The organism is Kitasatospora sp. NBC_01560, assembly GCF_045208415.1.
Lineage (GTDB): Bacteria > Actinomycetota > Actinomycetes > Streptomycetales > Streptomycetaceae > Kitasatospora.
This window is the reverse complement of sequence record NZ_CP109364.1, coordinates 2,858,504-2,879,994: the sequence shown is the minus strand read 5'-3', so window position 1 is coordinate 2,879,994 and position 21,491 is coordinate 2,858,504. Positions and strand designations below refer to the sequence as shown.

The following is a 21,491-nucleotide window of genomic DNA, read 5'->3' as shown; positions in this document are numbered from 1 at the left end:
ATGCTCCGACGCCTCACCCGACGAGTCTGGAGATCCCTCATGCCCCTGCCCCGCTCGCGGCGTGCCCTCGTGGCACTCACGGCCCTGCCCCTGCTCGCGCTCGGCGCGGGCCAGGCCGTGGCCGGCCCGGCCCCCGCCGCGCCCGCTCCGGCCCCCGCCGCACCCGCCTCCGCCACCCAGGTGTCCGCGATCGAGGACGAGGTCGCCCGCACCCTGGCCGCCTCCCTCACCGACCCCGCGCTGCGCGCGGAGCTGCGCTCCGCGACCGCGGGCCCGGTGGCCGGCCCCGCCGGCCTCGGCGCGCTGGCCGCCGCCGCCCAGAGCCCCACCGCCCGCGGGCTCGCCGCCACCGCCGCGCAGGCGGACCGCCGGATCGCCGCCGCCAAGGGCCTCGGCCCGGAGGTCGGCCCGCTGCTGCGCGTGCAGCTGGCCGATCTGTCGATGCGGGCCGCCCTGGACGCGGGCGCGGCGCCGCTGGTGGCCACCGCCGTCGCCGACGACCACGCCCGCACGATCCGCGCCTACGACACCGCCGGCCGGGTGCACGCCCTGGACGCCGCCGCGGTGCCCGGGCAGCCGGTCTACCTGGTCGACATCGACACGGCCAGGACGCTCGCCGCCGGGATCGCCGTGCTCCAGCGGGAGTTCGGCGCCCGCGGTCTGGACGCCACGGGCCTGAACGCCGCCGGTCCGGCCGCCGAGGCCCCGGACGCGGCGCAGGCCGCCGCCGGCTGGTGGGCCACCAAGATCAGCGGGATCGAGGTGGCCGACGACGAGGAGCCCTGGTTCAAGGGCGCCGCCGAGATGTTCAGCCTGGTCACCGGCTTCGGCCAGGACGGCAAGGTCCGGGTCGACTCGGTCGCCATGCCGTACCTCCAGTACGACGGCACGGTCTACTACCCGAACCAGATCCTGGTGAACTGGTCGAACTACAAGTACAACCTGGCCGATGTCGTCCTGATGGAGGACGACGGCGACACCAACTACCTGGCCCTCGCCCAGGCGGTCGCCGCCGTCCTGCTCACCATCGCGGACCAGGGCGCCTACATTCCGCTGGTCAACGCCGTCCTGGCGGCGCTGCCCTCCTCCTGGTGGACGGACGACCCGGACTACGTGGAGTCCTGGTACACCCTCGCCCGCTCGTCCTCGGGCCGCCTCAACGGGGCCCGTGGCAACGGCTGGATGACGGTCGAGCCGTACTTCGTCCAGCAGTTCTGACCCCGCAGGCCCCCGCAGGCCCCGGCAGGCGCGGCTCGGTCGACTTCGCCGCGCCTGCCGGGCCCGGCCGAGCCGGGCATCCGGCTCCGTGCGCGTAGTGCTTGACGGCACGCAGGCCGGGTCCTGGCCGGGCGCTCACGCTGCCCGACCGGGTCCCGTCCCGGGGCCGGTGCCTGCGGCAGCGGTCAGCCGCCGCTCTTGCGGCGGAAGTTGCGCTTGCCGCCCGCCGCGGCGTGCGCGCCGTGGATCTTCGACTCGCTGTTCGGACCGCCGGCCGTGCTCCCGCCCTTGGCGCCGTGCTTGCGCTCCAGCGCGGCGAGGAACTGGGCCTTGACGTCGTCCTGGGCGGCGGGCGCGGGAGTCTCGGCGGCCTGGCCGGCCTCCGGGGTCTCGGGGGTCTCGGGGTTCTCGGGTGACGCTGCGGCGCTGCTCATGCAGGACCTCCTGGTGGAGTGGTGTCGGATGGTGCCTTCACGGGACACGATGCCACGTCCGGAAATCGGCCCGCGTACGCTCCGGGCCGCTCGGGGTACCCGGCCGGTGGCCCGGAGCCGCTCGCCGAGTGCTTCCCGCGGGCACCACCGCGGGCGCGTCGCCCTCCGAGGGCCGGTCGGCCGCGTCCCGGGCCGTCCGTTTCACCGCCGGGTGTTGGTGCGCTTCGTCGGCTCCGCGGTGGTCGGGTCCTCCGGCCACGGGTGGCGGGGGTAGCGGCCGCGCAGGTCGGCGCGGACGGCCCGGTAGCCGTCCCGCCAGAACGAGGCGAGGTCCCCGGTGACGGCCGCCGGGCGGCCGGCGGGGGAGAGCAGGTGGACGGTCAGCGGCACCCGCCCGCCGGCCAGCGCCGGGGCCGCCGCCCAGCCGAACAGCTCCTGCAACTTCACTGCCAGCACCGGGCGTTCCCCGCTGTAGTCGACCCGGATCCGGGAGCCGGAGGGCACGGTGATCCGCTCCGGCGCCAGCTCGTCCAGCCGCCCGGCCGTGCCGCCCGCCCAGGGGAGCAGCCGTTGCAGGGCGGCGGCGGTGTCGATCCGGGCCAGGTCGGATCGCCGCCGGGCACGGGAGAGTTCGGGCTCCAGCCACTGCGCGGCGGCGGCCAGCAGCGCCTCGTCGGAGACGTCGGGCCAGGGCTCGCCCAGCGCGCCGTGCAGGAAGGCCAGCCGCTCGCGCAGCCCGGCCGCCCCGGCCGGCCAGCTCAGCAGCGTGCTCACGCCCTCGCGGGCCAGGCCCTCCAGCAGGGCGGCCCGCACCAGCGCCCGGTCGGGCCGGTCCAGCTTCGCCGAGGCCAGCTCGACGGCGCCGAGCGACTCCACCCGGCGTGCGGTCACCTCGCCGCGGCGGGTGTCCCAGTGCACCTCCTCGCGGGCGGTCAGCAGGGGCGCACCGGCCAGCCGGGCGGTGTCCTCGTCCAGCGCGGCCGCGTGCAGCACCCGCGCGGACGGTGCGCCGGCCGGGCGGTCGGCCACCGCGACGGCCAGCCACGGCACGGCGCCCAGCGTGGTGCCGGGGGTCAGCTCGGCCGCCGTGCCCGAGGCCATCAGGTACGGGCTGCGCGCCCCCGGTTCGGGCTTCTCCACCCGGGCCCGGGCGATCCGTTCGGGGAAGGCCAGCGCGACCACCAGCCCGACGGCGGTGGCGTCCGGCAGCGGTGCGGCGGTGCGGCCGCCCTCCTTCGCCGCGGCCGGGCCGCCGTCGGTGCCGCGCTGCAGCCGGCGCACCTCCTCGCGCCAGCGGCCCGCGTAGGGGTCGCGGCCGTCGCGGACGGTGCGCAGGACGGCGCCGAGGTCGTCGCCGAGGGCGCGCGGCGGCTCCTCGGAGAGCAGGGCGACCACCTCGGCGGCCCGCCGTGCCCCGACGGCCGGGGCGCCGTCGACCAGGGCGCGGGCGAGGCGGGGGTGCAGCCCGGTGCGGGCGAGGCGGGTGCCGCGCGGGGTGGCCCGGCCGTCGGCGTCGACGGCGCCGAGTGCCCGGAGGGTCTGCCGGGCGGCGGCCATCGCGCCGGCCGGGGGCCGGTCGGGCAGGGCGAGGCCGGTGGCGTCCGGGTCCCCCCAGCAGGCGGTCTGGAGGGCGAAGGGCGTGAGGTCGGCGAGCGCGATCTCGGGGGTGGGGTAGCGGGCGGCGAGGGCGTCCTCGGCCGGTGCCCAGCAGCGGTAGACGGTGCCGGGGGCCTCCCGGCCGGCCCGGCCGGCGCGCTGCCGGGCGGCGGCGAGCGAGGCGCGGACGGTGACCAGGCCGGCCAGGCCCCGGGCGTGGTCGGTGCGCGGCTCGCGGGCGAGCCCGGCGTCCACCACCACCCGTACGCCCGGCACGGTCAGCGAGGACTCGGCGACGGCGGTGGCCAGCACCACCCGGCGGCCGGCGCCGGGGGCGAGTGCCGCGTCCTGGACGGGCTGCGGGGCCCGGCCGTGCAGTTGCAGCACCTCGGCGGGAGCGCCGGCGAGCAGGCCGGCGACCCGGGCGATCTCGCCGACGCCGGGCAGGAAGCAGAGCACGTCGCCGTCCTGCTCGGCGAGGGCCCGCCGGACGGTCGCGGCGACGTGCTCCAGCAGCGCCGGGTCGACCCGGGTGCCGTGGGCGGGGCGGACGGCGCGCGGCGGCGGCGCCCAGATGGTGTCGACCGGGTGGGCCACGCCGTGCGCCTCGACGACGGGGGCGCCGCCGAGCAGTTCGGCCCAGGCGGCGGTGTCGGAGGTGGCGGAGGCGCAGACGATGCCGAGTTCGGGGCGGAGCGCGGCCCGGACGTCCAGCAGGAAGGCGAGGGCGGTGTCCGCGTCGAGGTGCCGCTCGTGGCACTCGTCGAGCACCACCACGTCCACGCCGGGCAGCTCCTGGTCCCGCTGGAGCCGCTGGAGCAGCACGCCGGTGGTGACCACCTCGACGACCGTGCCGGGCCCGACCCGCCGTTCGCCGCGGACGGTGAAGCCGACCTTCCCCCAGCCTTCGGCCGGGGGTGCCCCCAGCCCCGACCGGGAGTCGAGCAGCCAGGCCATCCGCCGGGCGGCCGCCCGGACGGCCAGCCGGCGCGGTTCGGCGACCAGCACCCGGCGGGCCGGGCGGCCGTCCTCGGCGAGCAGCCCGGCCAGCGCGAGCGGGACGAGCGTGGTCTTGCCGGTGCCGGGCGGGGCGGCGAGGACGGCGACGCCGTCCGCGTCGAGCGCGCGGTGCAGGGCGGGCAGGGCGGTACGGACGGGCAGTTCGCGCCAGGCGGGGTTCACCCGGACAGTCTCCCCGAAGCGCCGGCCGGGCTCTCCGGGCCGCCGGGCCCGGTGCGTGCCCTCCGCTGCGCGTCCTCCCCGGCGCCCCCGGCCGGCTCCCGCCCGGTCAGTCCCGTTCGGCGACGAAGATCGCGGTGCCGGGGATCAGCCGGCCGCGCAGCGGCGACCAGCCGCCCCACTCCTGGTCGAGCCCGGCCGGCCACTCGGGCTCGATCAGGTCGAGCAGCCGGAACCCGGCGCCGACCAGTTCGCGGACCCGGTCCCCGACGGTGCGGTGGTGTTCGACGTAGCTGGCCCGCCCGTGCTCGTCCTCCTCGACGTACGGGGTGCGGTCGAAGTAGGGGGCGACGGCGGTCAGCCCTTCGACGCCGGGCTCGTCGGGGAAGGCCCAGCGGATCGGGTGGGTCACCGAGAAGACCCAGCGCCCGCCGGGCCGCAGCACCCGGTGCACCTCGCGCATCAGGGCGGCGGTGTCGGCGCTGAACGGCACGGCGCCGTACGCGGAGCAGGCCACGTCGAAGGAGGCGTCGGCGAAGGGCAGGACGGCGGCGTCGGCCTGGACGACCGGGACGGGCGGCGTGTCGCGGGCGAGGTCGATCCGCAGGGAGTGCTGGAGTTGGCGGAACGAGATGTCGAGGGCGACCGGCCGGGCGCCCTCCCGGGCGAGCCAGCGCGAGCACTGGGCGGCGCCCGCCCCGATCTCCAGGACGGTCCGGCCCGCGACGTCGCCGAGCAGCCGGGCGTCGGCCTCGTCGAGGCCCTCGGGGCACCAGGTGAACCGGGCGTCGCCGAGGAACGCGCCGTGCTCGTCCTGGTAGTCGTCGGCGTTGCGGTCCCACCAGTGCCGGCTGGCGCGGCTGCTCTCGCCGGCCTCGGCATCACGCCTTACCGCGTCGTCGCCGTCGTCGTCAAGATCACGGGCGTCGGACTGGGGGGTGGTGGCCACGGTGATAATGCCCATCGCGTAGGGTGTGGTCTGCGGAAGCGCCGCTGCCGTGAACCGGCCCGCAAGGGTCCGGCTCGGGCGGTGGCATCCGGGGTAAAGGTCCCTGCGGCCGCCACCGTGAGGTGCGCAACCGGAGGATATGGCCTGATCCATACCGGCCTCCACCGTCTTGGCGCCCTTGGCGTTGACCGTGCCTGGCCGTCCCCGTATGCTACAAGTTGCGCTGCGGGCCTGCGCGCCTCGGACGGAGCAGGTCGCGCTCGCATCTGTCGAAGACCCCACGGTCGCAAGACGGACACCGATTCCCGGTACCCGGGATCTATCGGTGTGCCGTGTTCCTGGCTGTCCGGCTTTCGGTGGGAGCGATACGGGCCCTCCGCGTGGCATTACCTACGACTTCATGTCCGCACCGGAGCCCTTTTCCTAATGACGAGCCCCACCGACTCTTCCACCAGCACCACCCCGCAGGTCGCGGTCAACGACATCGGCGACGCTGAGGCCTTCCTCGCCGCCATTGACGAGACCATCAAGTACTTCAACGATGGTGACATCGTCGAGGGCGTCATCGTGAAGGTCGACCGTGACGAGGTGCTCCTCGACATCGGTTACAAGACCGAGGGCGTCATCCCGTCCCGCGAGCTCTCGATCAAGCACGACGTTGACCCGCACGAGGTTGTCAAGGTTGGTGACAACATCGAGGCCCTGGTTCTCCAGAAGGAGGACAAGGAGGGTCGTCTCATCCTGTCCAAGAAGCGGGCTCAGTACGAGCGCGCCTGGGGCACGATCGAGAAGATCAAGGAAGAGGACGGGATCGTCACCGGTACCGTCATCGAGGTCGTCAAGGGTGGTCTCATCCTCGACATCGGCCTCCGTGGCTTCCTGCCGGCCTCGCTTGTCGAGATGCGTCGCGTCCGCGACCTCCAGCCCTACGTGGGCAAGGAGCTCGAGGCCAAGATCATCGAGCTGGACAAGAACCGCAACAACGTGGTCCTGTCCCGCCGTGCCTGGCTGGAGCAGACCCAGAGCGAGGTCCGCCAGACCTTCCTCACCACCCTGCAGAAGGGCCAGGTGCGCTCCGGCGTCGTCTCCTCCATCGTCAACTTCGGTGCCTTCGTGGACCTGGGTGGCGTTGACGGCCTGGTGCACGTCTCCGAGCTGTCCTGGAAGCACATCGACCACCCGTCCGAGGTTGTCGAGGTCGGCCAGGAGGTCACCGTCGAGGTTCTCGACGTTGACATGGACCGCGAGCGCGTCTCCCTGTCGCTGAAGGCGACCCAGGAGGACCCGTGGCAGCAGTTCGCCCGTACCCACCAGATCGGCCAGGTCGTTCCGGGTAAGGTCACCAAGCTGGTTCCGTTCGGTGCGTTCGTCCGCGTGGACGAGGGCATCGAGGGTCTGGTCCACATCTCCGAGCTGGCCGAGCGCCACGTCGAGATCCCGGAGCAGGTCGTGCAGGTCGGCGACGAGATCTTCGTCAAGGTCATCGACATCGACCTGGAGCGTCGCCGCATCAGCCTCTCGCTGAAGCAGGCCAACGAGGCGCTGGGTGCCAACCCGGCCGAGGTCGAGTTCGACCCGACCCTCTACGGCATGGCTGCCTCGTACGACGATGCGGGCAACTACATCTACCCCGAGGGCTTCGACCCCGAGGCCAACGACTGGCTCGAGGGCTTCGAGAAGCAGCGCGAGGCGTGGGAGGCCCAGTACGCCGAGGCGCAGTCGCGCTTCGAGCAGCACCAGGCCCAGGTCATCAAGAGCCGTGAGGCCGACGCCGAGGCCGCTGCCGAGGGTGGCGACGCTGTTGCCGCCGCCGCCGGTGGCTCGTACTCCTCCAGCAGCGACGAGGGCTCCGGCGCTCTCGCTTCGGACGAGGCCCTGGCTGCCCTGCGCGAGAAGCTGGCGGGCGGCCAGAGCTGAGGCTCCGACCACCTGTCGCTGACGTGCGGCGCATAGCGTGACCGATGGACCCCACCCGGTTTCCGGGTGGGGTCCATTGTTTTTTCTCTTCACTTATTTGTTCCTTATGTGAAGGATTTTTGTGATTAGGGGCTCATTGGATGGCTATGGGCGATTCAGGACCTAGGCCCTACCTTGGGGTTAGTTGCCCGATGGGTCGCTCACCCGGCCCCACACGCTAGGCACCCCCCACATATGCGCCGTAGCACCGCAATGACCTCCCCCTCCCGTACGTCCGCCGGCCCGAAGGTCGACGGACGCCTTGCTGCCCTCGGCCGGTTCTGCTTCCGGCACCGGCGCTGGGTGCTCGGTTTCTGGGCGGTCATTCTGGTCATAGGCGTGCTGATCGGCGGGCGGGTCTTCGCCGGATCGGTGGCCGGCGCCTCCTCGGCGGCCTCCGAGGCGGACCGCGGGAGCGCGGTCGTCACCGCGGCCGACCCGGCCCGCGGCACGGTGACCGCGGTGGTGGACGGCCGGGCCGTGGACGATCCGGCCGTTCGGGACGCCGTCACCCGGGCCACCGCCGAGATCGCCGCGCTGCCCGGCGTCTCCTCGGCCGCCGACGCCTACGGGCCCGGCCCGGCCGGCGCCGCGCTGCGCTCCGCCGACGGCCACGCGAGCCTGGTCTCCGTCCGGATGGCCGACGGCAGTACCGACGCGCAGACCGGCGCCGTCACCGAGCGGCTGGCGGCGATCCACGCCGACGGCGCCCAGGTGAAGGTCGGCGGGGACCTCGTGCTCCAGGACGAGGTCAAGAAGCAGACCGAGAAGGACACCCGGTTCGGCGAGATCGTCACCCTGCCGCTGACCCTGATCGTCATGGTGCTGGTCTTCGGCGGCCTCGCCGCGGCCAGCCTGCCGGTGATCGGCGCCGTCGCCTCCGTCGGCGGGGCGCTGCTGGCCATGTTCGGCTTCAGCAAGATCATGGACATCGACACCAGCGTGCTGCCGATCGCCACCGTGCTGGGGCTCGGCCTCTCGATCGACTACGCGCTCCTCATGGTGAATCGTTTCCGGGAGGAACGCGGCCACGGCGCGGGCATCGCCGCGGCCGTCGAACGGACCGCCGCCACCGCCGGCCGGACCGTCGCCTTCTCCGGGCTGACCGTGGCCGTGGCGCTCTCCGGCCTCTTCGTCTTCACCAGCCCCGTCCTCGGCGCGGTCGCCGCCGCCGGCGTCAGCGTGGTGGTGATCGCCGTCGCCGCCGCGCTCACCCTCGTCCCCGCACTGCTCGGCTTCGCCGGCGGCCGGATCAGGACCCCCACCGCACCCGTCCCCGACGAGGGCTTCTTCAGCCGTACCGTCCGCCGGGTGCGCAAGCGCGCGGTGCCCGTCGCCCTCGCCTGCGTCGCCCTGCTGATGGCCGCCGGGGCGCCGTTCCTGCACGCCGACATGCGCAGCTCCGGCGCCGCCGTGCTGCCCGCCTCCTCGGCCGGCCGGCAGGTGGCCGAGACCGTCGACCAGCGCTTCCCGCTGGCCTCGGCGGCCCCGATCACCGTGGTCGTCGAGGGTGGCGCCCCCGTCGCCCAGGCCTACGCGGACGACGTGGTGGCCAAGCTGCCGGGCGTCAGCGCGGTCCGTGCGGTGAGCCCGGTGAGCGACAAGGTCTCCACCATCGACGTGCTGGTGCACGGCGACCCGCAGGGCGGGGAGGCCAAGAAGGTGGTCGAGGAGCTGCGCGCCGACCGCGGCGGTCTCACCACCCACGTCACCGGCGGAGCCGCCTCGATCGTCGACTTCCAGCACGAACTGCTCACCCGTGGCCCGATCGCCCTCGGCCTGGTGGCGCTCGGCACGCTGGTGCTGCTCTTCCTGATGACCGGCTCGGTGGTGATGCCGGTCAAGGCCCTGCTGATGAACCTGCTCTCGCTGGGTGCCTCGCTCGGCGCGCTCACCCTGGTCTTCCAGGACGGCTGGTTCAGCGGACTGCTCGGTTTCAGCCCCACCGGCGGGCTGGAGACCTTCATCCCGGTGCTGGTCTTCGCCTTCGCGTTCGGGCTGTCGATGGACTACGAGGTCTTCCTGCTCGCCCGGATCAAGGAACTTCGGGACAAGGGCCACAGCTGTACGCGGGCCGTGGAGCTGGGCGTCCAGCGCAGCGGGAAGATCATCACCTCGGCGGCGCTGCTGATGGTGATCGTCTTCGCCGGTTTCGCGCTCGGCGACATGCTGATGGTCAAGCAGATGGGCATCGCGCTCGCCGTCGCCGTGGCCGTCGACGCCACGCTCGTCCGCTGCCTGCTCGTACCGGCGGTGATGAGCCTCTTCGGCGAGTTCAACTGGTGGGCCCCGGCGCCGTTGCGCCGCCTGCACAACCGGTTCGGCCTGAGCGAGCACGTCGAGCTGCCGACCATCGAGCCGGCCGTGCTGCCCGCCCAGCGGCCCGCGAAGGACTTGGTCACCACGGCGCCGTAGGGCGGCCGGCCTGCCGGGCTACGTCCGGGCCTGCTCCTGCGGCTCCCGGCCAGGTTGCCGCAGCAGGGCGAGGCGGCTGGCGGTGCGGTCGAGGTCGCGCATCAGGGTGGAGTCGGCGGGCAGGCCCGCGAGCGGGTCGGCGCCGACCAGGTAGAGCCGGACGCCGCGGTCGCAGCAGACGTCCACCAGGTTGGCGAAGCGCCGGCGGGCGTCCGCGGACGCCTCGGCGAGCGGGGGGACGCCGTCGAGCACGAGGGTGGGGAAGCGCTCGGCGAGCGCGAGGTAGTCCGGTACGGCCGTCCGCCCCTCGCACAGCTCGGCGAAGCCGAACCAGACGAGGTCGTCCCGGACGGCGCGGGCCGGCAGCTCGCGGTGGTGCGTCGCCACCGGGCGGGCCTCGTCGGCCCGGGGCGGGGTGAGGCCGGCCGCGGCCTCCTCGCCCGCGTCCAGCCGGGCGCCCAGCGCGAACCCGTCGACGTGCTCCGGCCGCGGCTGCCGCCGGAAGTCGGTCCGTCCGGCGACGTCCAGCACGTCCATCCGCTCCTCGATCAGCCAGATCGTCGGCTCGAAGAGGTGGTGGTAGAGCGGGTCGGGCATCAGCCCGGCGGGCGGGTAGTTCGACGTGGTGACCAGGGTGATCCGCCGGTCCAGCAGGGTCCGGAAGAGCCGGGCGACGAGCATCGCGTCGCCCGCGTCGTGGGCGTGGAACTCGTCGAACACGAGGAGCCGGCAGTCGCCGAGCAGCTCGTCCACGGCCTGGTCGACGGCCGCGCCGTCGGTGTGCGGGCCGCCGGCGTGCTGGGCGGCGGTGTGCTGGGCGACGCCCTCGTGCAGGCGGCGGAAGAAGTCGTGGAAGTGCAGCCGCCGCTTCTGCGGGGTCGCGAGCCCGTCGAGGAAGGTGTCCACCAGCCAGCTCTTGCCGCGGCCGACCGGTCCCCAGAGGTAGAGGTGGCGCGGGGGCCTGCGCAGCCGCCACAGCGGATGGGCCAGCTCCTCGGCGAGCCGGCCGAGCCGCTCGGCCGGGGCCTCCTGGGCCGGATCGAGGGTGAACCCGCGCTCCTGTGCCGCGCGCCGGAAGTGCGCGCGCATCGCCTCGTGCTGCTTCCCCGCCCTGGCTGTCACGGACGAGGACCTTAGCAGGCGTCAGCATACGGATGATCGGCGGGAGTTGACCGCCCGGTGCGGGCGGCCCGGTGCAGGGGCTCGGCGTCGGTGGCTCGGTGCAGCGACTCGGTGCAGGGGCTCAGTGCAGGCGGTGGAGCAGCTCGACGGCCGCGCGCAGCGTCTCCCGTTCGCCGGGGGTCAGCCGGGCCTCGATGGCGGCGGCGATCTGCGCCTCGCGGCGGGCCCGCTGCTCGTACAGGGCGGTGCGCCCGGCCTCGGTGGGGGCCACCAGCAGTTTGCGGCCGTCGGTGGCGTGCGGCTGCTGGGTGACGAGGCCGGCCTCGGTGAGCAGGGCGACGGTGCGGGCCATCGACTGGTGCCGGACGCGCTGGTGGGCGGCCAGCTCGCTGACGGTGCAGGTGCGGTCGTCGCGGATCAGCAGGCCGAGCACGGCGGCCTGGTTCTGCGGGAGTTCGTCACCGGGGCGCAGGGCGCGGACGAGTTCGCCGACGGCGGTGCGCAGGTCGGCGGCGAGTTCGAGGGTTTCGGGGGCCGGGCTGTTCATGGGAGCAGCCTACCCGAAAGATGTCCAGCAAGACTGTGCAGTTCTGCTGTATGTTCTGGAGCATGCGAATCACCAAGTTCGGCCATGCCTGCATACGCCTGGAGCACGACGCCGCCACCGTCGTCGTCGACCCGGGCATGTTCACCGATCCCGCCGCCCTCACCGGCGCGGACGCGGTGCTGATCACCCACGAGCACGTCGACCACTTCGAGGAGGCCGGGCTTCGCGCCGCCCTGGAGGCCGACCCGGCGTTGCGGGTCTGGACCAACAGTGCTGTCGCCGCACAGCTGGACGGCCTGGCGCAGCGGGTCACGGTGGTCGGCGAGGGCGACGCCTTCGAGGTCGGCGGGATCGGGGTGAGCGTGCACGGCGAGTGGCATGCGGTGATCCACCCCGACATCCCGCTGGTGAAGAACGTCGGCTTCCTGTTCGACGGCCGGATCTTCCACCCCGGCGACGCGCTGACCGTGCCGCCGCACACCGTGGAGACGCTGCTGCTGCCCGTCGCCGGCCCGTGGACCAAGGTCTCCGAGCTGATCGACTACGTCCGGGAGGCGGGCCCGCGGCAGGCGGTGCCGGTGCACGACGCGGTGCTCAGCCCGCTCGGCCTCGCGGTGCACAGCCGGTTGCTGGGGCCGGGCGGGCCCGGGACGGGCGCGGAGCTGACCGCGCTCGGCGACGGCGAGAGCCTCGACCTGGGCTGACCGCGGGGGCACGGCGCCGGTAGCCTGGCGCCATGCTGAAGATCGGACTGACGGGCGGCATCGGCGCGGGCAAGAGCGAGGTGTCGCGGCTGCTCGCCGCCCACGGCGCGGTGATCGTGGACTCCGACGTGATCGCCCGCGAGGTGGTCGCGCCCGGGACGGACGGCCTGCGGGCCGTGGTGGCCGAGTTCGGCCCCGGGGTGCTCCGGGCCGACGGCTCGCTGGACCGCCCGGCGCTCGGCGCGATCGTCTTCGCCGACCCCGAGCGGCTCAAGGCGCTGAACGCCGTCGTGCACCCGCTCGTCCGGGCCCGCTCCGCCGAACTGGAGGCGGCCGCGGACCCGGACGCGGTGGTGGTGCACGACGTCCCGCTGCTCGCGGAGAACGGGCTCGCGCCGCTCTACGACGCGGTGCTGGTGATCGATGCCGAGGACGACGTCCGGATCGACCGGCTCGTCCGGCTGCGCGGCATGACGGAGGACGAGGCCCGGGCCCGGATGGCCGCCCAGGCCACCCGGGCCGACCGGCTCGCCATCGCCGGCCTGGTCATCGACAACAGCGGCCCGCTGGAGGCCCTGGCCCCCCGGGTGGCCGAGGTCTGGGACGAGCTGAAGTCCCGTCAGGTCTGATCCGGCCGGATGCCGGGTGCATCGGTGATCATGGGGGGATGACTGAACACATAGCGTCCGGGCCGCCCGTCGTGGTGCGCCTCGCCGAGTACACCGGCGCTGACGTCGAGCAGATCCTCGGCGCGGGGGAGGACCACTTCGGTGTCGCGTACACCGGGCTGAGCTGGCTGCCCAAGGACATCCACTTCGGGGTCCGCGACGCGGGAGGCCGGCTGCTCGCGCACGCCGGCCTGCTGCGGCTGCCGCTCACGGCAGGCGGCGTCGACCTGGAGGTGATGGGCGTCGGCGGTGTGGCCGTCGCGCCCGAGGCCCGCGGGCGCGGCCTGGCCCGCGCGGTGGTCGGCGCGGCCCTGGACCATGCGCGGACGTCGGGGGCGCAGCATGCGCTGCTGTTCTGCCGGCCGCCGCTGGCCGGCCTCTACCGCCGGCTCGGCTTCCGCGAGGTGGCCGATGACGTCCACGTGGAGCAGCCGGAGGGGCGCGTCGTGCTCATGCCGCTCCGGACGATGCGGGCGCCGCTGGCCGGGGGCGGCGGGTGGCCCGAGGGCCCGGTGCGGCTCCGCTCCCTCCCGATGTAGCGGTCACTCCGGCCGGGCGGGGGCCCCGGTGCGGCGGTCACTCCGGCGGTGCGGGGTCCTCCCCGGTGCGGCGGTCACTCCGGCCAGGCGGAGTGCTCGATCACCTCGACGAAGTCGGTCCGCTCGAACCCGGGGCTGAACCGGGCCAGCACGTCCGCCTTGACGTTGCCGAAGGCGGTCTCCGGCCTGGGCGCGATGCCCGTGTGGAACGCCGCCAGGATCCCGCGCTTGAAGTCGGGCCGGGGGTGGGCGGCGACCACCGCGTCCCGGGCCCCGGCGGACAGGTCGTGGTAGCCGATGCCGAGCACGTCCAGCTCCACGCCGGCCGTGGTGAGGGCGATCTCCGGCTCCAGGTACTCCGGGATGCCGGGTGTGGTGTGCAGGGCGATCGCCTCCCAGACCAGCCGGACCCTCGGCTCCGGCACCTGGCGGTCGCGGAGGAAGGCGGCGGCCGCCTCGGCCCCGTCCACCTCGAACCGCCGCCCGGAGGAGCGGTGCTCCGGCGCGAGCCCGAGGTCGTGGAACATCGCGGCCAGGTAGAGCAGTTCGGCGTCGAAGACGAGGCCGCGGCGCTGCCCCTGGAGGGCGCCGAACAGGTGGACCCGGCGCGAGTGGTGGTAGAGCAGCTCGGTCGAGGTGTCCCGGACCAGCTCGGTGGCCTCGGTGGCGAGCCTGCTGTCGGGGATCGTGATGCCGGCGATCTCGGTGCTCATGCGGTGGCTCCTCGGGAGGTGGTGGTGTCGGCGTGCGCGACGGCGGCCGCCGCGAGGGCGCGGACGACGGGGTGGGCGCGGGTGCCGTCGCCGGCCAGCTCGGGCTGGAACAGCGAGGCGAGGAAGAACGGGTGCCCGGGCAGTTCGAGCATCCGCAGGTCGCCGTCGTCGTCGACGGCGCTGAACCGCAGGCCGCCCGCGCGCAGCCGCTCCAGGTAGGCGGGGTTCAGCCCGTACGCGCAGTGGTAGCGCTCCAGCGTGCGGGTGGTGCCGAGGATGCGCTCGGCGAGCGTGCCCGGTGCGATCTCCACCGCGCCCTCGTGCCCGACCAGCGAGCAGCTGAGCGGCACGATCACCAGGTCGTCCTCCTCCGGGTGGCTCTCGCCGTGCGCGGCGCCGCCGATCCCGCAGACGTTGCGCGCGTACTCCAGCACCGCGTGCTGGAACCCGGCGCAGGTGCCGAGGAAGGGGATGCCGCGTTCGCGGGCGGTGCGGACGGCGGCCACGGCGCCCGCCTCGCTGCGGTACGGGCTGCCGGGGAGCAGCCAGATCGCGTCGAAGCCGTCGAGGGCGCCGGGTGCCTCGGCGTCCTCGGTGGGGATCCAGTAGGCGTCCAGCACCAGCTGGTCGTGGGTGGCGAGGGAGTCGAGCAGGCCGGGGATCCGGGCGTGCGAGCGGACGGCGGGGGAGCGGTCGCCGACGAGGGCGAGGCGCGGGGTCGGGTAGGTCATGCGGCTATCCTGACCCCGCGTTGGGCATCAGCGCCAACGATGATTTCTGACCCTTCGATCAGAGGATCTGATACTCGTGGATCCGCAGCAGCTGCGCACCTTCGTCGCCGTGGTCCGCCTCGGATCCTTCTCCGAGGCGGCCCGCGACCTCGGCTACACCCAGTCCGCCGTCTCGCAGCAGATCGCGGCGCTGGAGGCAGACCTCGGTACCGCCCTGCTGACCCGGCGCCCGGTCGGCCCGACCGAGGCCGGCGCGCGGCTGCTGGAGCACGCCGGGCCGCTGCTCGTCCGGCTGGACGCGGCGCGCGCGGACGTCGCCCGCCTGGCCGGTGCCCCGAGCGCCCGGCTGACCGTCGGCGCCACCCCGCTGGCGGTCGGCGCGGCCCTCGGGCGCGCGCTCGGCGACGTGCGCCGGGCCCACCCCCGGGCGGAACTCGTGGTCCGGGTGGTGGCGCAGCAGGCGCTGCCCGCACTGGTCGCCACCGGCGAGGTGGACCTCGCCCTGATCGACGGCCTCGCCGCCCCCAGCGACCCGCTGCCGCTGCCGGACGTCGGCCCGCTCGGCACGGTCGCGGTGGACGAGCAGCCACCGGCCGTCGCCCTGCCCGCCGGTCACCCGCTGGCCGGGCGCGCGGGCCTGGCGCTGGCCGACCTCTCCGCCGCCCGCTGGCTGGAGGCCCCCGACCTCGCGCCGACCGCCGCCCGGCTGCGCGCCGCCACCGCCGTCGACGGCTTCCGGCCCGCCGCCCGGTACCTCGGCACCGACGTACGGGGGCTGCTGGCGCTGGTCGCGGCCGGGCACGGGCTGGCGGTGCTGCCCGCCGCGGTGGCGGCCGGTGCGCCGGGCGTCGTCGCCGTACCGGTCCGCGAGCCGCGGCTGGTGCACCGGACGGAGCTGGTGCACGGCAGTCTGCCGGAGGGGCCGGCGGCGCTGCTGGCCCGGCTGCTGGGCGGCTGACGGCCGGTCGGTGGGCCCCGGGAGGGCGTGCGGTGTGCGGCCGGCCGGTGGTGGGAGGGTTCCGCCGGCTTCAGCCGACGATCTCGGCGCCCTCGCAGCACGGCCCGTCGAGCTGGTAGCAGAGGTAGCGCAGGCAGCCGAGGCAGATCTCGATGTTCTCCAGTCGCCAGGTGTCGCCGTGGCAGGCGCAGACGGCCCGCTGCCGCAGTGTCAGGCCCCATCCCGTGCTGCCGCCGAAGGCGTCGTAGGCCTGTCCGAGGAACGCGGCCGTCGGCGCGCCGAGCTGCTCGCCGCGCTCCGGTGCGGCCAACTGCCAGCAGCGGAGCGCGAAGTAGGCCCGGTCGTCCACCAGGGCCGCCGGGCTTCGCCCGCCCTCGTCCCAGGCCCGGGCCGCCGCGGCGACCCGCTCGGGGAACGGGCGCGTGCGGTCGAGGAGGATGGAATTTCCCGTCGGTGCGGTCGAGTTCGGTATCGGGCCGGTTGTCATGGCGGCCTCCCTTCGGGGCTCACGGTAAGTCATGGGCGGCCGGTGGCGTCAGTGCGGGGTGCCGGCCGAGGGCCCGTCCCGCCACCCCGTTCCCCGTCCGCGGCGTCCCGCCGTCCGGGGGACCGGCGGAGTGGCGTGCGCCGGATCACCGGACCCGCCCGCCCATAGTGCGTCCATGACGCGTCCACGGACGGCGGCCCTGCTCTGTGCCGCCACACTGATCGCCACCGGTCTCCAGGCCACGGCCACGGCCGCCGCCGGTGTGCCGGAGTACCGGCCCTGTGTCAGCTCCCCCGAGCCGGCCGGCGGCCCGGCCCGCGAGGTCCTCGACATCGCGCGGCGGGCGAAGGAGGAGCTCCACCTCAAGTCGGTGGTGCTGAGGGTCACCGTCGACGGCCGGGAGCTCGTGACCGGTGCCCTCGGCGAGTCGATGACCGGTGTCCCCGCCGAGCCGCGCATGCACTTCCGCGCCGGATCGGTCGCCATCGCCTACCTGGGCACCGTCCTGCTCCAGCTCGTGGACGAGCAGCGGGTCGGCCTGGATGACCCCCTCGCGCGCTGGCTGCCCGACGCGCCGCACGCCGACCGGATCACCCTGCGGATGCTCGGCGACTCCACCTCCGGCCTCGCGGACTACGTCACCGACCCGGGGTTCCTCGCCGACTACAACGCCGACCCGTTCCGTCAGTGGACCCCCGGGGAACTGGTCGGGATCTCCGCCGCCCACCCCCTCTGGTACGCCCCGGGCACCAACTGGAGCTACTCGCACGCCAACTTCCAGCTCCTCGGCGCCGCGCTGGAGAAGATCACCGGCACGCCGCTGGACGAGCTGCTGGAGCAGCGCGTGATGGGCCCGCTCGGCCTGCGCGACACCCGGGACGGCGGCACGCCGGACATTCCGACGCCCGTGCTGCACTCCTTCACCGCCGAGCGCGGCACCTACGAGGAGTCGACCTTCTGGAACCCGTCCTGGACCACCGCCCCCGGCGCCGTCCTCACCACCCACATCTGTGACCTCGCCCGCTCGGCGGAGGCCATCGGCGCCGGTCAGCTGCTGTCGGAGCACGCCTACCGGACCCAGCTCGACCCCGGCACGGTCGGCCTGCCCGGGCCGACCCGCACCTGCCCCGACACCGTCTGCCTGCCGGGCTTCAACACCGAGGAGCGGCACTTCGGGCTCGGCGTCACCGTGGTGAACGGCTGGGTGATCCAGAACCCGTCGTTCGCCGGCTACGCCGCCGTCCAGGCCTACCTGCCCGCCGACCGGATCGCCGTCGCCGTCACCTCGACCAAGGACTGCGACGCCCCGGCGGGCAACAACTCCGACACCATCACCAAGCGCATCGCGGCGGCACTCGCCCCCGACCACCCGATCGACTGACCGACTTGACCGTGCGGACGTGCGGCGCCCCGGGCTTCCGGCCCGGGGCGCCGTTGTTGTTCCTGCCGTGGCCCGGGCTCAGGCGGTGGCCTTGCCGGCGGCGACCAGGGCGCGGAGCGAGGTGCGCTGGGCGTAGACCATCAGGAAGACGGTCAGGGGGGCCAGCACGACGGCGAAGACGACGTGGCCGAGGGCGGAGGTGACGCCGAAGCCGATCGCCTTGAGCAGCAGGTGGCTGCCGAGGCGCAGGGCGAGCAGGGCGATGGCGATGTTGCGGGTGCTCCGGCCGCGCCAGAGCATCTTGGCGAGCTTCAGCCGCGGCCGCAGCACGGTGAGGGAGACGGCGATGTTGGCGGCGATCAACGCGACCAGGACGGGCCAGGCGGAGGGGAGGGCTTGCAACAGGTCGAACGCGCCGGCGATCACGCCTTCGAAGCCGAAGTACCAGATGGGAAGGCGGAGTTCCGCGACGGTCGGGACGGGCTCGGCGGCAGTGCCGGTGCTGTCGGCGGTGGTGTCGATGTCGGTGTCGGCGCTCATGGTGTTCCCCCGGTGGTGATTGCTGCCCGGCCTGCGCCGGTGCTCACACTCTGCCGGTCCGGCGGTCAGCGGCGGAAGGATCTGACCTCACGTCTCCCGTATGACGGATGTCATGGGGTGGGCTCTCCCCGGGCCCGGTGTCTGCCTCTGCCCGTGCCCCCGGCTCAGCCCGCCTGGCCGGCCACGCCGCTGCGGCCGGCCGGGACCCCCTCGATGGTGACGACGGTCTGCCGACGGACGTCCTCGCCGAGGACGACGGCGAGGGCGTCGGTGGTGGCCGCGATGAGCCGGGCGGGCGCGTCCGGCACGTGGTCGAGGTGGTACGCGCCCTCGCGCATGCTGAGGGTGACCTGCGGGGCGTCCTCCGTCGTCGGCAGGCCGCCGACGCCCCGGCGTTGCTGGGGGACGCCGATCAGCTCCACCGCGACCATCGGGCGGACGCCCTCGCCGAACACGCTGACCACGGCGTCGGTGAGGGTGCGGATGAGTAGGGGTTCGACCGTCCCGTCGAGGGATTCTTCGCGGATGTGCAGGCTGTAGTGCGGCATGGTGGAGCTCCGTTCCCGTCGGTTCGTACCATGGGCGGGCAGTTCACTTTGCACGTAAAACATCTTTGAGCTCAAAGGTAACTGGAGAGGGGTGGGCGATGTCAACGCCTGGGACCGGAAGCGGTGCGGGAGTCGACGACGCCGTACGGGAGTTGCTGCTGCTCATGCCGCGGATGGTGGGCCGGGCGAAGCGGATCCCGCTGCCCGAGGCGCTGAAGTCCTTCGCCCTCGCCCCCCGGCACCTGTCGCTGCTCTCCTACCTGCTGCTCGACGGCCCGCTCACCGTCAATGATCTGGCCGCCCGCCTGGAGGTCGCGCCGACCACTGTCAGCCTGATGGTCGGCGAACTCAGCCGGCAGGGAATCCTGGCCCGCCGCGAGGACGAGGCCGACCGCCGCCGCCGGATCGTCGCCATCACCCCCGAGCAGCAACCTGCCATCGCCGGCTGGCTCGCCCCCGGCGCAGCCGCCTGGCGCACGGCGCTCGCGCCGCTGAGTCCGGAGCAGCGGCGGATGTTCGTGGACACGCTGCTCGCCTACGAGGCTGCGGTGGGGGAGCGGTAGCGGGCGTAAGTCGGCTGCGGGGTAACGCTTTCACCGCAGCGAAGCCCCCGCGCCGGGCAGGCGGCGCGGGGGCTTCGGAAGGTCAGAGCTCGCCGGTGTGGATGGCGGTGAGGAAGGAGCGCCAGGCGTCGGTGGTGAACGTGAGGGTGGGCCCGTCGGGGTCCTTGCTGTCCCGGACAGGTACTGCGCCGGGCACGCCGTCGGCGACCTCGACGCAGTCACCCTCGCCGTTGCTATGGGTGCTCTTACGCCATTCGCTGCCTCGGTAGTCCTGCATCATTTGCTGTACTCCTCCGCGACTTTTCTCAACCAGGAGATTGACTTCTCGGGTTGGACTGAGGCCGCCATGAGGCGTAGAAATGCATCTTCATGGCGGGCGACTTCGGCTGGGCGCTCCGTGTAGATGCTGCTGGTTGTTGCTTCGGAGTAGGCCACGCTGCCAGGGATGTCAGTGAACGACAGCACCGAGAATGACGCCCCCATGGCGGCGTGTGCCCCCGCGGAGAATGGCAGCACCTGGATGGTGATGTTGGGCCGGTGGTCTGCCATGTCAGCGAGGTGGTGCAGTTGCTCGGCCATGGAAGATGCGCCTCCCACGGGGCGGCGTATCACTGCCTCTCCGATGATCGCCCAGAGTTGCGGCGGTTCGTGCCGGTCGAGGATCTGCTGGCGAGCCGTGCGAAGTGCTACGCGCCGCTCGACATCGTCGGCAGACTCCATGGGCTTCATTGCCCGGATGACGTTCCGGGCGTACTTCTCCGTCTGGAGCAGTCCGGGTACGAGTTCGCACTGGTAGGTGACGATCTTCGTGGCATCGGACTCGAATCCCACGTAGGCGCGAAACCATTCGGGCAGGGCATCGCCGTAGGCGTGCCACCAACCCTGTTGACGGCTCTGCCTGGTGAGGCTGAGGAAGTGCTTCACCTCTTCGGGTGAAGTGACGCCGTAGTGGGCCAGCAGCTTGGCCGCGTCCCGCTCCTGGAGGGGAACGAGTCCGCTCTCGATCCGGCTCAGCTTCGAGGCGGACCAGCCGAGGGCAGCGGCCACATCCTTGGCGTTCAGCTCGCGCGAGGCGCGCAACTTGCCAAGTTCGCCGCCGAGCCTACGCCTCAGCACGGTCGGACTGCCCACTCGCCACACTCCCAGCCTGGTTGGTTCCGTGCATAGTCTGCCACCCCCTTCTGGGACTCAACCATCCCTCAAGATCATGCAATTGCTTGACGGAAGCGGTTGCATGCAATTGCCCTGAGCGGGCACCCTACAGGGAGTGACACGACAGTTCGTCTGAGTGATCAAGGCGGCTGGTCGCCGGGCATTCCTTTGCCTTCTCCCGGCTGCTCCCCTCCGCCAACTCGCCTTCGCTCCACTGCGCCTGGAAGGTGGCTCCCCCATGTCCGAAAACGCCGGACCGCCCCCCGTCCCCACCCCCGCCGCTCGGGCCGACTGCTGGCTGTTGCGCAGCCGGCGATCGCCCGCCGAGGCCCGGCGGCGGCTCGAACAGCTGCTCGCCGAGGCCCCGGGCGGTCAACGCTTCGCCGATGCCGGGCTGTTGCTCGTCTCGGAGCTGGTCACCAACGCCGTCGTGCACGGCACGCCCGCCGGTAACAAGGTGCTGCTGGTGCTCGACCTCGACTCCGCCCGGCTCCGGATCGAGGTCCACGACGCCCGGGCGGACCGGGAGCCCGTGCTCCGCGCCGCGAGCCCGGAGGACGAGTCCGGGCGGGGGTTGATCCTCGTCAAATCACTTGCTCTGCGCTGGGGTTGCTGCCCGCGCGTGGGTGTCGGGAAGATCATCTGGGCCGAGATCGGCCCCGACACCGTTCCCGTGGAGCGTGCCGCATGAGGGACGCCCGCTCCGTCACGGTCGAGATCACCGGGATCATGCCGCCGACGACCCACCCGCTGCTCCTCGGGGCCCTCGACGCGCTCTGGGCGGCCCTGCAGTTCCGCTCGCTCGGCAGGCCCCAGTGGCAGTGGTTCGAGTACTACCTCACCGGCCCGGGTGCCGACCGCTTCGTCGGTGACTACCTCGACCGGACCGGCCCGCTCTCCCTGCCGGTGATGCTCCCGGAGGGTGTCCACCACTTGCGCATCCAGTGGGCCCCCGCCGAGGCGGGCCGGTGATCCGCCGGATCCGCTCCAGCGGGCGGTCCGGGCTGCCCGACTGGTGGCTCCGGCACTGCTCCCGGGCTCAGGTGGCGCGTCTGCTCCGTGCGGAACGGCGCCGGCTCGACGCGGAGTTG

At 73.7% G+C, this 21,491-nt stretch carries 23 protein-coding genes; 11 read left to right on the top strand and 12 right to left on the bottom strand.

The window, feature by feature from the left end:
• Positions 1-39: 39 nt before the first annotated feature.
• Positions 40-1,218 carry a DUF3103 family protein gene (locus tag OH807_RS12315; RefSeq protein WP_406197552.1) on the top strand — a complete coding sequence of 393 codons (1,179 nt, stop codon included), beginning with the start codon at positions 40-42 and terminating at the stop codon, positions 1,216-1,218.
• Between the two features lie 185 nt (positions 1,219-1,403).
• Here the strand turns inward: OH807_RS12315 and OH807_RS12310 are convergent, their stop codons facing one another.
• The 3 genes from OH807_RS12310 to OH807_RS12300 form a co-directional block, all read right to left on the bottom strand.
• Positions 1,404-1,652, bottom strand: a complete 249-nt coding sequence (locus OH807_RS12310; protein WP_406197549.1) for a DUF5302 domain-containing protein — start codon at positions 1,650-1,652, stop codon at positions 1,404-1,406.
• A gap of 201 nt (positions 1,653-1,853) precedes the next feature.
• Complete coding sequence (gene hrpB, locus OH807_RS12305; RefSeq protein WP_406197546.1) at positions 1,854-4,430, bottom strand: ATP-dependent helicase HrpB; 2,577 nt, start codon at positions 4,428-4,430, stop codon at positions 1,854-1,856.
• A 106-nt stretch (positions 4,431-4,536) separates the two neighbouring features.
• Positions 4,537-5,391 (bottom strand): class I SAM-dependent methyltransferase, encoded by an 855-nt coding sequence (locus OH807_RS12300; protein WP_406197544.1) that lies wholly within the window; start codon positions 5,389-5,391, stop codon positions 4,537-4,539.
• A 411-nt stretch (positions 5,392-5,802) separates the two neighbouring features.
• Here OH807_RS12300 and rpsA point away from each other — a divergent pair, with 411 nt between their 5' ends.
• Both rpsA and OH807_RS12290 read left to right on the top strand, forming a co-directional pair.
• Entirely contained in the window at positions 5,803-7,293 is a 1,491-nt protein-coding gene (gene rpsA / locus OH807_RS12295) for a 30S ribosomal protein S1 (RefSeq protein WP_406197541.1), read from the top strand.
• Between the two features lie 252 nt (positions 7,294-7,545).
• Positions 7,546-9,747, top strand: coding sequence for an MMPL family transporter (locus OH807_RS12290; RefSeq protein ID WP_406197539.1), 2,202 nt, complete (start codon positions 7,546-7,548; stop codon positions 9,745-9,747).
• A gap of 18 nt (positions 9,748-9,765) precedes the next feature.
• Here OH807_RS12290 and zapE read toward each other — a convergent pair whose 3' ends face one another.
• Together zapE and OH807_RS12280 are read right to left on the bottom strand one after the other, a co-directional pair.
• Positions 9,766-10,869: a cell division protein ZapE gene (zapE, locus tag OH807_RS12285; protein WP_406197537.1), complete on the bottom strand. Its 1,104-nt coding sequence runs from the start codon at positions 10,867-10,869 to the stop codon at positions 9,766-9,768.
• A 121-nt stretch (positions 10,870-10,990) separates the two neighbouring features.
• Entirely contained in the window at positions 10,991-11,416 is a 426-nt protein-coding gene (locus OH807_RS12280) for a MarR family winged helix-turn-helix transcriptional regulator (protein WP_406197535.1), read from the bottom strand.
• A gap of 62 nt (positions 11,417-11,478) precedes the next feature.
• Here OH807_RS12280 and OH807_RS12275 point away from each other — a divergent pair, with 62 nt between their 5' ends.
• From OH807_RS12275 to OH807_RS12265, 3 genes are read left to right on the top strand one after another with little or no spacing between them, the layout of a single operon-like run.
• Positions 11,479-12,120 carry an MBL fold metallo-hydrolase gene (locus tag OH807_RS12275; RefSeq protein WP_406197533.1) on the top strand — a complete coding sequence of 214 codons (642 nt, stop codon included), beginning with the start codon at positions 11,479-11,481 and terminating at the stop codon, positions 12,118-12,120.
• A 32-nt stretch (positions 12,121-12,152) separates the two neighbouring features.
• Positions 12,153-12,749 carry a dephospho-CoA kinase gene (gene coaE / locus OH807_RS12270; RefSeq protein WP_406197531.1) on the top strand — a complete coding sequence of 199 codons (597 nt, stop codon included), beginning with the start codon at positions 12,153-12,155 and terminating at the stop codon, positions 12,747-12,749.
• 38 nt (positions 12,750-12,787) lie between these two features.
• Entirely contained in the window at positions 12,788-13,327 is a 540-nt protein-coding gene (locus OH807_RS12265) for a GNAT family N-acetyltransferase (protein ID WP_406197527.1), read from the top strand.
• Positions 13,328-13,401: 74 nt separating this feature from the next.
• Here the strand turns inward: OH807_RS12265 and OH807_RS12260 are convergent, their stop codons facing one another.
• Both OH807_RS12260 and OH807_RS12255 read right to left on the bottom strand, forming a co-directional pair.
• Positions 13,402-14,040 carry an HD domain-containing protein gene (locus OH807_RS12260; RefSeq protein ID WP_406197524.1) on the bottom strand — a complete coding sequence of 213 codons (639 nt, stop codon included), beginning with the start codon at positions 14,038-14,040 and terminating at the stop codon, positions 13,402-13,404.
• Positions 14,037-14,771: a glutamine amidotransferase-related protein gene (locus OH807_RS12255; protein WP_406197521.1), complete on the bottom strand. Its 735-nt coding sequence runs from the start codon at positions 14,769-14,771 to the stop codon at positions 14,037-14,039. Before OH807_RS12255 ends, OH807_RS12260 begins: the two co-directional genes overlap by 4 nt.
• 76 nt (positions 14,772-14,847) lie before the next feature.
• Between OH807_RS12255 and OH807_RS12250 the strand changes: the two genes are divergently transcribed.
• Complete coding sequence (locus OH807_RS12250) at positions 14,848-15,729, top strand: LysR family transcriptional regulator (RefSeq protein ID WP_406197518.1); 882 nt, start codon at positions 14,848-14,850, stop codon at positions 15,727-15,729.
• 70 nt (positions 15,730-15,799) lie between these two features.
• Here OH807_RS12250 and OH807_RS12245 read toward each other — a convergent pair whose 3' ends face one another.
• Positions 15,800-16,216: a hypothetical protein gene (locus OH807_RS12245; RefSeq protein ID WP_406197515.1), complete on the bottom strand. Its 417-nt coding sequence runs from the start codon at positions 16,214-16,216 to the stop codon at positions 15,800-15,802.
• Positions 16,217-16,391: 175 nt separating this feature from the next.
• On the opposite strand from OH807_RS12245, the gene OH807_RS12240 reads away from it, so the two are divergent.
• Complete coding sequence (locus OH807_RS12240) at positions 16,392-17,597, top strand: serine hydrolase domain-containing protein (RefSeq protein ID WP_406197512.1); 1,206 nt, start codon at positions 16,392-16,394, stop codon at positions 17,595-17,597.
• A gap of 78 nt (positions 17,598-17,675) precedes the next feature.
• Here the strand turns inward: OH807_RS12240 and OH807_RS12235 are convergent, their stop codons facing one another.
• Both OH807_RS12235 and OH807_RS12230 read right to left on the bottom strand, forming a co-directional pair.
• Positions 17,676-18,137: a hypothetical protein gene (locus OH807_RS12235; protein WP_406197509.1), complete on the bottom strand. Its 462-nt coding sequence runs from the start codon at positions 18,135-18,137 to the stop codon at positions 17,676-17,678.
• 164 nt (positions 18,138-18,301) lie between these two features.
• The gene (locus OH807_RS12230) at positions 18,302-18,685 is read right to left on the bottom strand and encodes a hypothetical protein (protein WP_406197506.1); all 384 of its coding nucleotides are present in this window, start codon (positions 18,683-18,685) and stop codon (positions 18,302-18,304) included.
• A gap of 98 nt (positions 18,686-18,783) precedes the next feature.
• Between OH807_RS12230 and OH807_RS12225 the strand changes: the two genes are divergently transcribed.
• On the top strand, positions 18,784-19,248 hold the full coding sequence (locus tag OH807_RS12225) for a MarR family transcriptional regulator (RefSeq protein ID WP_406197503.1): 465 nt from the start codon (positions 18,784-18,786) through the stop codon (positions 19,246-19,248).
• Positions 19,249-19,330: 82 nt separating this feature from the next.
• On the opposite strand, the gene OH807_RS12220 is transcribed toward OH807_RS12225, so the two are convergent.
• Together OH807_RS12220 and OH807_RS12215 are read right to left on the bottom strand one after the other, a co-directional pair.
• Entirely contained in the window at positions 19,331-19,528 is a 198-nt protein-coding gene (locus OH807_RS12220) for a DUF397 domain-containing protein (protein ID WP_406197500.1), read from the bottom strand.
• Positions 19,525-20,379: a helix-turn-helix domain-containing protein gene (locus tag OH807_RS12215; RefSeq protein ID WP_406197497.1), complete on the bottom strand. Its 855-nt coding sequence runs from the start codon at positions 20,377-20,379 to the stop codon at positions 19,525-19,527. Before OH807_RS12215 ends, OH807_RS12220 begins: the two co-directional genes overlap by 4 nt.
• A 259-nt stretch (positions 20,380-20,638) precedes the next feature.
• Here OH807_RS12215 and OH807_RS12210 point away from each other — a divergent pair, with 259 nt between their 5' ends.
• Positions 20,639-21,091: an ATP-binding protein gene (locus tag OH807_RS12210; RefSeq protein WP_406197494.1), complete on the top strand. Its 453-nt coding sequence runs from the start codon at positions 20,639-20,641 to the stop codon at positions 21,089-21,091.
• Positions 21,088-21,372 carry a hypothetical protein gene (locus OH807_RS12205; RefSeq protein ID WP_406197492.1) on the top strand — a complete coding sequence of 95 codons (285 nt, stop codon included), beginning with the start codon at positions 21,088-21,090 and terminating at the stop codon, positions 21,370-21,372. The genes OH807_RS12210 and OH807_RS12205 overlap by 4 nt, the downstream gene beginning before the upstream one ends.
• The last annotated feature ends 119 nt before the right edge of the window (positions 21,373-21,491 follow it).

Bases quoted from the DNA above. Each gene is read 5' to 3' on its own strand.
- OH807_RS12260 (WP_406197524.1), bottom strand. From the start codon at position 14,040: ATGAGCACCGAGATCGCCGGCATCACGATCCCCGACAGCAGGCTCGCC.
- OH807_RS12240 (WP_406197512.1), top strand. From the start codon at position 16,392: ATGACGCGTCCACGGACGGCGGCCCTGCTCTGTGCCGCCACACTGATC.
- OH807_RS12220 (WP_406197500.1), bottom strand. From the start codon at position 19,528: ATGATGCAGGACTACCGAGGCAGCGAATGGCGTAAGAGCACCCATAGC.
- OH807_RS12275 (WP_406197533.1), top strand. From the start codon at position 11,479: ATGCGAATCACCAAGTTCGGCCATGCCTGCATACGCCTGGAGCACGAC.
- OH807_RS12205 (WP_406197492.1), top strand. From the start codon at position 21,088: ATGAGGGACGCCCGCTCCGTCACGGTCGAGATCACCGGGATCATGCCG.
- OH807_RS12210 (WP_406197494.1), top strand. From the start codon at position 20,639: ATGTCCGAAAACGCCGGACCGCCCCCCGTCCCCACCCCCGCCGCTCGG.
- OH807_RS12290 (WP_406197539.1), top strand. From the start codon at position 7,546: ATGACCTCCCCCTCCCGTACGTCCGCCGGCCCGAAGGTCGACGGACGC.
- OH807_RS12225 (WP_406197503.1), top strand. From the start codon at position 18,784: ATGTCAACGCCTGGGACCGGAAGCGGTGCGGGAGTCGACGACGCCGTA.
- OH807_RS12280 (WP_406197535.1), bottom strand. From the start codon at position 11,416: ATGAACAGCCCGGCCCCCGAAACCCTCGAACTCGCCGCCGACCTGCGC.
- OH807_RS12255 (WP_406197521.1), bottom strand. From the start codon at position 14,771: ATGACCTACCCGACCCCGCGCCTCGCCCTCGTCGGCGACCGCTCCCCC.
- OH807_RS12300 (WP_406197544.1), bottom strand. From the start codon at position 5,391: ATGGGCATTATCACCGTGGCCACCACCCCCCAGTCCGACGCCCGTGAT.
- OH807_RS12315 (WP_406197552.1), top strand. From the start codon at position 40: ATGCCCCTGCCCCGCTCGCGGCGTGCCCTCGTGGCACTCACGGCCCTG.
- OH807_RS12310 (WP_406197549.1), bottom strand. From the start codon at position 1,652: ATGAGCAGCGCCGCAGCGTCACCCGAGAACCCCGAGACCCCCGAGACC.
- OH807_RS12245 (WP_406197515.1), bottom strand. From the start codon at position 16,216: ATGACAACCGGCCCGATACCGAACTCGACCGCACCGACGGGAAATTCC.
- OH807_RS12235 (WP_406197509.1), bottom strand. From the start codon at position 18,137: ATGAGCGCCGACACCGACATCGACACCACCGCCGACAGCACCGGCACT.
- coaE (WP_406197531.1), top strand. From the start codon at position 12,153: ATGCTGAAGATCGGACTGACGGGCGGCATCGGCGCGGGCAAGAGCGAG.
- OH807_RS12230 (WP_406197506.1), bottom strand. From the start codon at position 18,685: ATGCCGCACTACAGCCTGCACATCCGCGAAGAATCCCTCGACGGGACG.
- rpsA (WP_406197541.1), top strand. From the start codon at position 5,803: ATGACGAGCCCCACCGACTCTTCCACCAGCACCACCCCGCAGGTCGCG.
- OH807_RS12265 (WP_406197527.1), top strand. From the start codon at position 12,788: ATGACTGAACACATAGCGTCCGGGCCGCCCGTCGTGGTGCGCCTCGCC.